This window comes from Sphingobium sp. CFD-2 (genome assembly GCF_024611135.1).
Taxonomy (GTDB): Bacteria; Pseudomonadota; Alphaproteobacteria; order Sphingomonadales; family Sphingomonadaceae; genus Sphingobium; species Sphingobium fuliginis.
In genome coordinates this window covers 320,651-332,437 of the sequence record NZ_CP084406.1, presented here as the reverse complement: position 1 = coordinate 332,437, position 11,787 = coordinate 320,651, and the positions used below count along the sequence as shown (strand labels likewise).

The 11,787-nt window shown below is 65.2% G+C and carries 8 protein-coding genes; 5 read left to right on the top strand and 3 right to left on the bottom strand.

Features of this window, described 5'->3' with window-relative positions:
• Window positions 1–15 precede the first annotated feature (15 nt).
• Both LDB29_RS21770 and LDB29_RS21765 read right to left on the bottom strand, forming a co-directional pair.
• Window positions 16–867: an SMP-30/gluconolactonase/LRE family protein gene (locus LDB29_RS21770; RefSeq protein ID WP_257557797.1), complete on the bottom strand. Its 852-nt coding sequence runs from the start codon at window positions 865–867 to the stop codon at window positions 16–18.
• On the bottom strand, window positions 867–2,597 hold the full coding sequence (locus tag LDB29_RS21765; protein WP_257557795.1) for an IlvD/Edd family dehydratase: 1,731 nt from the start codon (window positions 2,595–2,597) through the stop codon (window positions 867–869). Before LDB29_RS21765 ends, LDB29_RS21770 begins: the two co-directional genes overlap by 1 nt.
• Before the next feature lie 290 nt (window positions 2,598–2,887).
• Here LDB29_RS21765 and LDB29_RS21760 point away from each other — a divergent pair, with 290 nt between their 5' ends.
• From LDB29_RS21760 to LDB29_RS21750, 3 genes are all read left to right on the top strand, one after another.
• The gene (locus tag LDB29_RS21760; RefSeq protein ID WP_257557794.1) at window positions 2,888–5,593 is read left to right on the top strand and encodes a TonB-dependent receptor; all 2,706 of its coding nucleotides are present in this window, start codon (window positions 2,888–2,890) and stop codon (window positions 5,591–5,593) included.
• Window positions 5,594–6,069: 476 nt separating this feature from the next.
• Window positions 6,070–7,377, top strand: coding sequence for an oxygen-independent coproporphyrinogen III oxidase (gene hemN / locus LDB29_RS21755; protein ID WP_257558038.1), 1,308 nt, complete (start codon window positions 6,070–6,072; stop codon window positions 7,375–7,377).
• Window positions 7,367–7,582 (top strand): hypothetical protein, encoded by a 216-nt coding sequence (locus tag LDB29_RS21750; protein WP_257557791.1) that lies wholly within the window; start codon window positions 7,367–7,369, stop codon window positions 7,580–7,582. The genes hemN and LDB29_RS21750 overlap by 11 nt, the downstream gene beginning before the upstream one ends.
• A 72-nt stretch (window positions 7,583–7,654) precedes the next feature.
• On the opposite strand, the gene LDB29_RS21745 is transcribed toward LDB29_RS21750, so the two are convergent.
• Window positions 7,655–8,743, bottom strand: coding sequence for a helix-turn-helix transcriptional regulator (locus LDB29_RS21745; protein ID WP_257557789.1), 1,089 nt, complete (start codon window positions 8,741–8,743; stop codon window positions 7,655–7,657).
• Between the two features lie 84 nt (window positions 8,744–8,827).
• Between LDB29_RS21745 and cysD the strand changes: the two genes are divergently transcribed.
• On the top strand, window positions 8,828–9,739 hold the full coding sequence (cysD, locus tag LDB29_RS21740) for a sulfate adenylyltransferase subunit CysD (protein WP_025548510.1): 912 nt from the start codon (window positions 8,828–8,830) through the stop codon (window positions 9,737–9,739).
• Between the two features lie 133 nt (window positions 9,740–9,872).
• Complete coding sequence (cysN, locus tag LDB29_RS21735) at window positions 9,873–11,786, top strand: sulfate adenylyltransferase subunit CysN (RefSeq protein ID WP_257557787.1); 1,914 nt, start codon at window positions 9,873–9,875, stop codon at window positions 11,784–11,786.
• Window position 11,787: the final 1 nt, after the last annotated feature.

The window sequence follows — 11,787 nt, the reverse complement described above, 5'->3', positions numbered from 1 at the left end:
TCTCCTCTCGAAACTTCAGTCTTGGTACAGGAACTGGGCCAGCCCGCGGCAACCCGGATCGATCTCGAACAGCGCGCCGCCCTGCGCTTCCTCGACGCCATCGGCGGCGCTCGTGACATAGATCCGGTCGAGGTCCGGGCCGCCGAACACGCAATTGCTGATCTGGCTCGCGGGCAGCGCGATGCGGCGGACCGGCGTGCCGTCCGGCGCGAAGCGGGTGACGCAGGAGGCGCCCCAGCACGCGACCCAGAGATACCCCTCGGCATCGAAGGTCATCCCGTCCGGCGCGCCCCAGCCCGCCTCGAAGCTGATGAACGGTTCGCGCCTGCCAAGCAGGCCATCCTCCAGCGGATAGCGGAAGATCACACCCATCGCGCTGTCGGTGTGGAGCAGGAAGCGCCCTTCGGGATCGATCGCAGGACCGTTGGGAATTGTATAGGGCGTGGCGTCGGCGGGACTGAACAAACCCTTCGCGAAACGATGGAACGCCCCTGTCGGCCCATCGCAGGCGAAGGGCATGGTGCCCAGCCAAAGGCGGCCCTGCGCATCGGCGGCGGCGTCGTTGACGCGGTTGGCCTCCGGCTCGCCGGGGATCGCCGCCAGCGTCTCGCAGGAAAAGGGATCGAGCGACACGCTGGCGACCGAACGGCCGATCCCGGCCACGAAGCCGCCGCTGGCCCGCCCGATGATCCAGCCGACGACGTCCGGCGCTTCCCAGCTCTCGACCTGCCCGGTGGCGGGCGTCAGGCGGTTGATCCGCTTGCCCAATATATCCGTCCACAGCAGCGCGCCGTCGCGGACCGACCAGAACAGCCCTTCGCCCAGAATATCCACGCGGTCGCGGGCGATGACGCGCACGGGGTCCATCAGTGGCTGTCTCTCGGCAATCCGCGCGTCTGGGCGATGCGCTGATATTTTTCGGAACCTTCCAGGATCGCGCCGGTCGCGAACTGGCCCACCAGGCTGCGCTGGATTTCCTGCCAGGGCGTCTGCGATTCGGGCGTGACGGCGCGTTCGATCTCCGCAAGTTCCTCCCGCCGGCGGGCGATCTCCGCATCATCGACCAGCATGTCCGCGCTGCGGTTCTTGAGGTCGATGCGCACCCGGTCCCCCGTGCGCAGCAGCGCGAGGCCCCCGCCCACCGCCGCCTCCGGCGAGGCGTTGAGGATGGAGGGGCTGCCCGACGTGCCGGACTGCCGCCCGTCGCCGATGCAGGGCAAGGCGTGGATTCCAGCGCGGATCAGCGCTGTGGGCGGGCGCATGTTCACCACTTCGGCACCGCCCGGATAGCCGACCGGTCCTGCGCCGCGAATGACGAGAATGCAATTTTCGTCAATGCCAAGGTCCGGATCGTCGATGCGCCGGTGATAATCCTCCGGCCCGTCGAACACGACCACCCGACCCTCGAACCTGTCGGGATGCTCGGGATCGGAGAGATAGCGGCTGCGGAACTCCTCGGAGATCACCGACAGCTTCATCACGGCGCCCTCGAACAGATTGCCGCTGAGTACGGTCAGCCCGGCCGCCTGCTTCAGCGGGCGCCCGAACGGCCGGATCACATCCTCGTCATGGATTTTCGCGCCCGCCAGATTCTCCGCGACGGTGCGGCCATTGGCGGTCAGAGCATCGCCGTCGATCAGGCCCGCCTTGAACAATTCGCCCATCACGGCTGGCACGCCGCCCGCCCGGTAATAATCCTCGCCCAGATATTCGCCGGCAGGCTGGAGATTGACCAGCAGCGGCACGTCCGCCCCCTGCTCCTCCCAATCCTCCAGCGTCAGTTCGACGCCGACATGGCGGGCGATGGCGTTCAGGTGGATCGGCGCGTTGGTCGACCCGCCAATGGCCGAATTCACCCGGATCGCATTCAGGAAAGCCGGGCGGGTGAGGATGTCGGAGGGCTTGCGGTCGGCCTTCACCATCTCGACGATGGCGCGTCCCGTCTCCCAGGCGCATTCCTGCCGGTCGCGATAGGGCGCGGGGATCGCCGCCGATCCGGGCAGCGACATGCCCAGCGCTTCGGCCAGCGAGTTCATCGTCGTCGCCGTGCCCATGGTGTTGCAATAGCCGGTCGATGGCGAACCCGAAGCGACCAGCTTCAGGAAGCCCTGATAGTCCAGCTCCCCCTTCGCCAGCATCTCGCGCGCTTTCCAGATGATGGTGCCCGCGCCGGTGCGCTTCCCCTCATGCCAGCCGTTGAGCATCGGACCGACCGACAGCGCGATCGCGGGAATGTTCACCGTCGCCGCCGCCATCAGCGCGGACGGCGTGGTCTTGTCGCAGCCAATGGTCAGCACCACGCCGTCCAGCGGATAGCCGTAGAGCAGCTCGACCAGGCTGATATAGGCCAGGTTACGGTCAAGGCCCGCCGTCGGCCGCTTGCCGGTTTCCTGCAACGGATGGCTGGGAAATTCGATCGGAATGCCGCCGGCGTCCCGGATGCCCGCCTTGATCCGCTCGGCAAGGACCAGATGATGGCGGTTGCACGGCACCAGATCGCTGCCCGACTGGGCAATGCCGATGATCGGTCGGCCCGACTGCATCTCCTCGATCGAAAGGCCGTAGTTCAGATAGCGCTCCAGATAGAGCGCCGTCATGTCAGGATGGCTGGGATCATCGAACCATGCGCGGGAGCGCAGCTTCAGGGCCGGTTCGATCTTGCCCTCATCAGCAGAAGAAATGTTCGCCTCCCATCCATTTTACCCGATTCGGCCGCTCGCCACGCAAAGCAGCATCTCTCGGGAATGTTAAGGATGCCGCTACCATCGGCTTTTCATACAGGCAACCTATTTATCCTACAAATATGTCTTGTCCGATCAGACCGCGAGGGTTATGAGCGCCACCAAGGCCCAACACAGGGCCGAGCTGCTGTTCGAAGGGGAGGACCATGAACCGTATCGCCCGCTCACTTATCTGGACGTCTTCCGCACTGGCGATCTTCGCCGGCATACCGGCCCATGCGCAGGACGCGGCCGCGCCGGCCGACGATAGCGCCGACATCATCGTCACCGGCCAACGCGCCAGCCTTGAAGCCGCGCGCAATGTGAAGAGGAATTCCGACCTCGTCGTCGACTCGATCGTGGCGGAGGACATCGGCAAGCTGCCCGACACCTCGGTCGCCTCCGCGCTTCAGCGCATCGCGGGCGTGCAGGTGCAGAACGGCTTCAACAACGAAATCCAGAATCCGATCATTCGCGGCATCGGGGACATATTGACCACGCTGGACGGGCGGGAGATCTTCACCGGCGTCGGCCGTGGCTTCTCGTTCCAGGACCTGCCCGCCGAAGCGATCGGCGGCATCGACGTCTACAAGTCGAACTCAGCCAATCTGATCGAAGGCGGCGTCGCGGGCGTCATCGACATGAAGCTGCAGAAGCCCTTCAATTTCAGCAAGGGCTTCACGGTCGCAGCCAACGGCCGCGTCTATCGCGGCGACATTTCCGGCGAGACCAGCTATACCGGCGGTCTTCTCGTCTCGAACCGCTGGGATGCGGGCGACGGCGAAATGGGCCTGCTGGTCGACGTTTCCTATGGGCGCAACAATTTCAGCCGCCCGATCTCCTTCAACTGCGATCCGCGGTCGAGCAACCATGGCCCGGCGGGCGCCGCGAACATCGTCCTGCCCACCTGCGTCGGCGGCCTGACCGATACCGGCCACAACACCCGCCCGCAGGTCAACGCCGCCTTCCAGTGGCAGATCACGCCGGAACTGCAATTCTATCTCGATGGCCTCTACACCGGCTATCGCTCGACCTTCGCCACGAACTTCATCTTCTCGGACCTGTTTGCGGGCAGTTCGATCACCAATGCGGTGGCGAGCGACAATTGTTTTACGGCGGGTGTTGGGAACGACGGCTTCCCCGGTGGCACCGTCGAGAATTTGTGCCTCGGCAAGTCGGCCACGTTCAACGGCGTGGACGTGCTCACCAGCACCCAGGCGAAGAAGCAGCGCACCGACCAATATGTGTTCGGCGGCGGTCTCAAATGGGACAGCGACACGGTGCATCTGGTCTTCGACGGCAGCTACATCCAGTCGAAGAACGCGAACCGCACGATCATCGTCGACACCGCCAAGCATGGCGCGTCGGTGGACATCATCGTCAATGACGGCGGCCACGGCACCACCGTCATGCAGGGCGATCCGCTCGGCAATCCCGACGGCTTCGTCTTCGCGAACTCGCTGTTCCAGGATCTGAGCAAGTCGAACAGCCGCCAATATGCGTTCAAGCTCGACTCGGCCTTCGACATCGAAAGCAATTTCCTGCGCCAGTTCCAGGTCGGCCTGCGCTATTCCGACCGCACCGGAACGTTCCGCGCGGTTGCGGGCGGTCCGAACTTCCCTGGGGCGAACCGCGCCACGCTGGTCTCCTCGGTGGGCCTGCCGTCGGACTTCATGGTGCTTTCGCCGGACTCGATCCCGTACATCAACAACGGGGCCCACTGGTACACGCCGAACCCGGACTATCTGCTCAGCAACACGGATGACCTGCGCGCACTCTATGGCGCCCCCGCCGGCGATCCCGCCTGGGACCCCACGCGCAACTATGAAGCGGCCGAGAAGACCTGGGCGGCCTACATTCAGGGCAAGTATCAGATCGACCTCGGCGGGTCCTCGTTGATCGACGGCCTGGTCGGCGTTCGCCTGGTCGACACCAAGCGCACGCTGGACGGCACCTCGCGCGTGATCGGCGCGGGTCCGAACAATACCGACCTGTTCAATCCGATCAGCCAAGGCACCCGTGACTTCTACGCCCTTCCGAACGCCAGCATCCGCTTCCGCGCCACGCCGAACCTGCAGTTCCGCGCGAGCTACGCCAAGACCGTCGCGCGGCCGACCTTTGGCGACCTCAACCCCGGCCTGTCGCTGGCGGCTCCCGGTGGCAACCCGAACGTCAGGCTGGCCGGCTCGGGCGGCAACCCGGACCTCAAGGCGCAGATGTCCGACAATTTCGACGTCACCGCCGAATATTATTTCGGCCGGTCCAGCTATGTCTCGGTCGCCGGCTATTACCGCAAGCTGAAGGATCGCGTTGCGCCCTCCAACTCGGTGCAGGTCATCAACGGCCAGACCTACCTGATCACCCAGCCGCGCAACCTCGGGTCCTCCAAGCTCAAGGGCATCGAAGTCGCGGGTCAGGCCTTCTTCGACTTCCTGCCGGAAGGTTTCGATGGCCTGGGCGTGATGGGCACCTTCACCCTCGCTGACAGCGAGGTGACGACCCCCGGCGATCCGCTGGAAGGCAAGGAACTGCTCGGCGTCTCCAAATATAGCTACACCGCCGGTGCGCTCTACGAGAAGTACGGCATCACCGCGCGCGTCGTCTATACATGGCGCTCGGGTTACAACGAGTCGCTGTTCGGCGCCGGCACCCTTACCAGCCCGGATTACGACAGCCAGTTCAACAAGGTCAAATCCAATGGCCGCCTCGACTTTTCGGTCGGCTATGACGTGACGCCGAACATCACCGTGACGGTGGACGGCGTGAACGTGAACGGCGGCAAATATTACAGCTATTTCGACTCGCCGGCCTTCCCGCACGACATCCGCATCGATGACAAGTTCTACGGTGCGAGCGTCCGCGTGAAATATTGACGCCACCCTTCCGGGGGCGGGGCGGACTGCACGCCGCCCTACCCCTCCAATGCCCCCGGCGGATCGGGCGGGACGGCGATGGCCGTTCCGCCCTTTTTTTCAGATCATGCGCCGCAACTTCACCGTCCACCTTTGCCGTGGAATTCGCCGATCGATAGTCAGGTAGGACCTCCGTCCCTGCCCTGCCTGATGCCGACCGCCGCGCACCGTCCATAAACAAAGGCTTCCCAAAGTATCGCCGTTGATTTTGAGGCACATCAAGACGGGCTGGCGATCATTGGGCTACATGGCTTTCAACGCTTGTGACCGACACCAGCTGAAGCGTCAGACATCTCTTCGACGGAGCTATCGCCATGTTCATCGCGCATCGTGCCGCGAAATCCCCTGCGCTGGCGAACAGAGCGCGGCAACAAGCCAAAAGCTGCGGAAATCCGTGGCTTTTGGCAGGATATTCGGCGCGCTCCTGAGTGGAAATGATGTGGACCTACCATCCCGACCTGCTCGCCCGGCCCGTGCCGCGCTACACCAGCTATCCCACCGCCGCGCAGTTCAGCGGCGATGTCGGCGCGGCGGAGCTTGCCGCCCGGCTGGACGGGGTGGAAAGGAACGACCCGCTCTCGCTCTACGTCCACATCCCCTATTGCCACGACATATGCTGGTATTGCGGCTGCAACACGGGCGCGGCGAACCGCGTCCAGCGCCTCACCGCCTATGTCGAATCGCTGGAGCGGGAGATTGCGACCGTCGCCGCCCGGCTGAACGGCAAGGGCCGGGTGCAGCGCATCGCCTTCGGCGGCGGCAGCCCCAACAGCCTGCCGCTGGTCGATTTCGTCCGGCTGCTCCAGCAATTGCTGCTCTGCTTCGATGCGCATCATGCCGAATTGTCGGTCGAACTCGATCCCCGCCGCCTCGATGGGCCATGGATCGCGACCATGGCCGCCATGGGCGTCGACCGGGCGAATCTCGGCGTCCAGACCTTCACCCCGCATGTCCAGGCGCGGATCGGCCGCATCCAGCCGCTCGACATGGTGGAGCGCGCCGTCGACCGGCTTCGCGCCGCCGGCATCGCGACGGGTTTCGACCTGATGTACGGCCTGCCCGGCCAGACGCCGGATGACCTCGCCGCCACGCTTGAGGCTGCCATCGCCCTGCGGCCCGCCCGCATCGCCCTGTTCGGCTATGCCCATATGCCCCGGCTGCTGCCCCGCCAGCGCCGCATCGACGCCAGCGACCTGCCCGATCTCGCCAACCGCTTCGCGATGGCGGCGCAGGGCCATGGGACGCTGACCGGCGCGGGCTATGTACCCATTGGCTTCGACCATTTCGCCCTGCCCGAAGACGGCATGGCCCGCGCCGCCCGCCTAGGCACGCTGCGCCGCAATTTCCAGGGCTTCACCGACGACCCGGCGGAGATATTGCTGGGTCTGGGCGCCAGCGCGATCAGCCAGTTCCCCGACCTCATCGTCCAGAACGAGAAACAGGCCGGTCCCTGGCGCGCGCTGGCCGATGCGGGCCGATTATCCGCCACCCGCGGCACGCCGCGCACGCCGGAGGACCGCCGCCGCGGCCGCATCATCGAGGCCCTGCTCTGCCAGGGCGAGGCGCATGTCGGCACCGCCCATCCCATGCCCGATTTCAGCCGCTTCGAGGAACTGGGCCTTGTCCGCGTCAGCGAGGGCCGGGTGGCGCTGACGCGGGACGCGCTGCCCTATGCGCGCAGCATCGCCGCCTGCTTCGACGCCTGGCTGGAACCGGCGGAAAAGCGCTTCAGCCATGCGGTCTAGCGCGCTGGCCCTGCTGGCCGTCATCCCGCTGACGACAGTCCATGCGCCCGCCGCCGCCATGCCGAACCCCTGGTATTGCGGCTCCGCGCCGCCGGGCTGGACGCCCCCCTGGCAGCGCAAGCCCGCCACCCCGGACGACAAGAACGCCCCCTGTCATGTCATCCCCTGCGACCGGAAGAAAATCCGCAGCGAAACCTGCCGGTGACACGACCAGGTGCTCCTGCGCAGGCAGGAGCACCTTGCGCTTAACGGCAACCGCCCGCACCGCCAAACCCCATCAGGCCAGGGCCAGCACGCTCGTCAGAATATAGCGCACCAGTTCCGCCTGCCCCCGCGCCCCCGTCTTGGCGTAGATCTTCTTCGAATAATTCCGCGCCGTCTCCACCGTCAGACCCAGATCGGCGGCCGCCTCGCTGATCGACATGCCCTGCGCGATGGCCCAGGCCAGCCGCGCCTCGCTGGGCGACAGGCCGAACAGGTCGACCAGCTGGTCGCAACGATCCGCCTGCGACCAGCGGTCCCCGCTGATATAGGCGATGGCGACGGGCGCCGACTGGGCGGACAGCGACCGGTCCTGGATCGGCCGCACCAGCATGTCCATCAACGGATCGCGGCTCAGGTTGATCGCCCTCGGCCGCGCGTCCCGATCCGCCGCGAAGCTCTTGACCAAGGCGGTCAGTTCCCGGTCGACCGCCGGGGAAGCCGGCGTCAGCCGGTCATAACGCCCCCGGCGCAACAGCCGCGACCGCTGGAAAAGCTGCTCCAGATGCGGCGTCATGTCGACGATGCGGCACTGGGCGTCCAGCGTCAGCCAGCCGAAATTGAGCCGCCCGAACGCCTCCGAATTGACCGAGGAACGGAACTTCTCCCGCTCGAACGCGACGAAGCTGCGCAGCGCGATGCGCAGATGCGGCACCAGCGCGGTCAGCAGCGCGCCGACGCCCGATCCCACTTCCCGCCCGCCCGCGCAGCTCAGCCAGGCGTCCATGCCGCTCGGCTCGGTGACGCGGACCGAACGCATGTTGGCGATGCCCAGCGGCTCCAGAAACTCGGCGCGATAGCCTTGCTGCACCCTGTCGCCGGGGTCGAGCAGTTCGTCCAGCGTATAGACCCGCGCCTCCCGCATCCGCCGGTACGGCAGGGGATCGCGCCCATATTTCTGGTTGAACAGCCGGTCGAGATGCAGCGGCGTCGGCGGCCCGGCATAGAGTTCGACGATCCGCTCCTCATCCACCGGGCGGAAGGCCAGGCTGGCATAGGCGGCCCCCGACCGCGCCCGCAGCCTGTCGAGGAACCCGTGCCAAAGGGGTTGCTCGAACATACCCTCATGGAGAGCCGCCAATAATCCGCCGTCGTCCAGTCGCATGGCTAATATGTATATCCTCCCATATGGGAGGTCCAGAGCTTCGCCACTTCTGCCATCAGGCAGTCACGAAACAAGGCGGTGAACATGATCGATTCGAAAAGGCTGACGCATTTGGAGCGTCTGGAGGCGGAAAGCATCCATATCCTGCGCGAAGTAGTGGCGGAGGCCGAAAAGCCGGTGATGCTGTACAGCGTGGGCAAGGACTCGGCCGTGATGCTGCATCTGGCGCGCAAGGCCTTCTACCCCTCGCCGCCGCCCTTCCCGCTGCTGCACGTCGACACCACCTGGAAATTCAGGGCGATGTACGAGCTGCGCGACCGCATGGCGCGGGAATCGGGCATGGAACTGCTCGTCTATCAAAATCCCGAAGCGCAGGAACGCGGCATCAACCCGTTCGACCACGGCCCGCTGCACACCGACATGTGGAAGACGGAGGGGCTGAAGCAGGCGCTCAACCTCTACGGCTTCGACGCGGCCTTCGGCGGCGCCCGCCGCGACGAGGAAAAGAGCCGGGCGAAGGAACGCATCTTCTCCTTCCGCACCGCCTCGCACGGCTGGGACCCCAAGAACCAGCGGCCGGAACTGTGGAACCTCTACAACGCCCGCAAGAACAAGGGCGAGAGCATCCGCGTCTTCCCGATCAGCAACTGGACCGAGCTGGACATCTGGCAATATATCCACCTCAACGACGTCCCCATCGTGCCGCTCTATTTCGCGGAGGAACGCCCGACGGTGGAGCGCGACGGCATGCTGCTGATGGTCGATGACGAACGCTTCCCGCTGAAACCGGGCGAGGAGCCGGTGATGCGCTCGATCCGCTTCCGCACGCTGGGCTGCTACCCGCTGACCGGCGCGGTCGAGAGCGAGGCGAAGACCTTGCCGGAGGTCATCCAGGAAACGCTGCTGACCACCACATCGGAACGGCAGGGCCGCGCCATCGACAAGGACGCAGGCGGCGCGGGCATGGAGAAGAAGAAGCAGGAGGGGTATTTTTGACGAGCCGCCACCCCAAGCCGTCATCCCAGCGAACGCTGGGATCTCAGGCCCGATGGCAGACCCTCTCGCAGACCGACCCTTCGACCCAGATCAACCAGATGCCAGCCTCCGCTGGCATGACGGGACAGATGACATGACCGACACGCTCGACGACCCCATCTACAAGACCGACGCCCTCATCGCGGAGGACATCGACCAGTATCTGGAGGTGCACCAGCACAAGACGATGCTGCGCTTCATCACCTGCGGGTCGGTGGACGACGGCAAGTCGACGCTGATCGGCCGCCTGCTCTACGACAGCAAGATGATCTTCGAGGATCAGCTCGCCGCCCTCGAAGCGGACAGCAAGCGCGTCGGCACCCAGGGGCAGGAGATCGACTTCGCTCTCCTCGTCGACGGCCTCGCCGCAGAGCGGGAACAGGGCATCACCATCGACGTCGCCTATCGCTTCTTCGCCACCGAAAAGCGCAAGTTCATCGTCGCCGACACGCCCGGCCATGAGCAGTACACCCGCAACATGGTGACCGGCGCGTCCACCGCCGACCTTGCCGTCATCCTGATCGACGCGCGCAAGGGCGTGCTGACGCAGACCCGCCGCCACAGCTATCTGGCGCACCTCATTGGCATCAGGAACATCGTCCTCGCCATCAACAAGATGGACCTGGTCGACTATGACCAGGCGGTCTATGACGGCATCGTCAAGGATTATACCGATTTCGCCCATAGCATCGGCATCAAGGCCTTCACGGCCATGCCCATTTCCGGCTTCAAGGGCGACAATATCACCGGCCCGTCGGCAAACACCCCCTGGTACAAGGGGCCCGCGCTGATCGAGCATCTGGAAACGGTCGAGGTCGATCAGGTCTCCGACCAGCTCAAGCCGTTCCGCATGGCGGTGCAGTGGGTCAACCGCCCCAATCTCGACTTCCGCGGCTTTTCCGGCCAGATCGCCACCGGCACGATACGCAAGGGCGACGCCATCCGCGTCCTGCCGTCGGGCAAGACCAGCACCGTCAGCCGCATCGTGACGCTGGATAGCGACCTTGACGAAGCCGTCGCCGGCCAGTCCGTCACGCTCTGCTTCACAGATGAGGTCGACTGCTCGCGCGGCGACGTGATCGCGGCGTCCGACAACCCGCCCCAGGCCGCCGACCAGTTCGAGGCGACCATCGTCTGGATGGCGGATGAGGAAATGCTGCCCGGCCGCCCCTATTGGCTGAAGATCGGCACGAAGACCGTCACCGCCACGATCCAGCAGCCCAAATATCAGGTCAACGTCAACACGATGGAGCATCTGGCGGCCAAGACGCTGGAGCTGAACGCCATCGGCGTCGCCAACCTGTCCACCGACCGCCAGATCGTGTTCGAACCCTATGAGACGAACCGGACCTTGGGCGGCTTCATCCTGATCGACAAGATCACCAACGCCACCGTGGCGGCAGGCATGCTGCACTTCTCGCTTCGCCGCGCGCAGAACGTCCATTGGCAGGCGACCGACGTCACCCGCGAATTCCACGCGGGCCTCAAAAACCAGAAGCCCGCCGTGCTGTGGTTCACCGGGCTTTCGGGGGCGGGCAAGTCGACCATCGCCAACCTTGTCGAAAAGAAGCTGGCGCGGATGAACCGCCACACCTTCCTGCTCGACGGCGACAATGTCCGCCATGGGCTGAACAAGGATCTGGGCTTCACCGACGCCGACCGGGTGGAGAATATCCGCCGCGTGGGCGAGGTGGCGAAGCTCATGACCGACGCCGGCCTGATCGTCATCACCGCCTTCATCTCGCCCTTCCGCGCTGAACGCGAGATGGTGCGCCAGATGATGAAGCCGGGCGAGTTCATCGAAGTGCATATCGACACCCCCCTCGCCGATGCGGAGGCGCGCGACGTCAAGGGCCTCTACCGCAAGGCGCGGTCCGGCGAGCTCAAGAATTTCACTGGCATCGACAGCCCCTATGAAGCGCCCGAAAATCCGGAAATCCGGGTCGACACCACCGCCATGACCGCCGAAGAAGCGGCCGAAGCCATCATCGCGAGGCTGATCCCATGAG

Bases quoted from the DNA above. Each gene is read 5' to 3' on its own strand.
- LDB29_RS21770 (WP_257557797.1), bottom strand. From the start codon at position 867: ATGGACCCCGTGCGCGTCATCGCCCGCGACCGCGTGGATATTCTGGGC.
- hemN (WP_257558038.1), top strand. From the start codon at position 6,070: ATGTGGACCTACCATCCCGACCTGCTCGCCCGGCCCGTGCCGCGCTAC.
- cysN (WP_257557787.1), top strand. From the start codon at position 9,873: ATGACCGACACGCTCGACGACCCCATCTACAAGACCGACGCCCTCATC.
- cysD (WP_025548510.1), top strand. From the start codon at position 8,828: ATGATCGATTCGAAAAGGCTGACGCATTTGGAGCGTCTGGAGGCGGAA.
- LDB29_RS21760 (WP_257557794.1), top strand. From the start codon at position 2,888: ATGAACCGTATCGCCCGCTCACTTATCTGGACGTCTTCCGCACTGGCG.
- LDB29_RS21745 (WP_257557789.1), bottom strand. From the start codon at position 8,743: ATGCGACTGGACGACGGCGGATTATTGGCGGCTCTCCATGAGGGTATG.
- LDB29_RS21750 (WP_257557791.1), top strand. From the start codon at position 7,367: ATGCGGTCTAGCGCGCTGGCCCTGCTGGCCGTCATCCCGCTGACGACA.
- LDB29_RS21765 (WP_257557795.1), bottom strand. From the start codon at position 2,597: ATGACGGCGCTCTATCTGGAGCGCTATCTGAACTACGGCCTTTCGATC.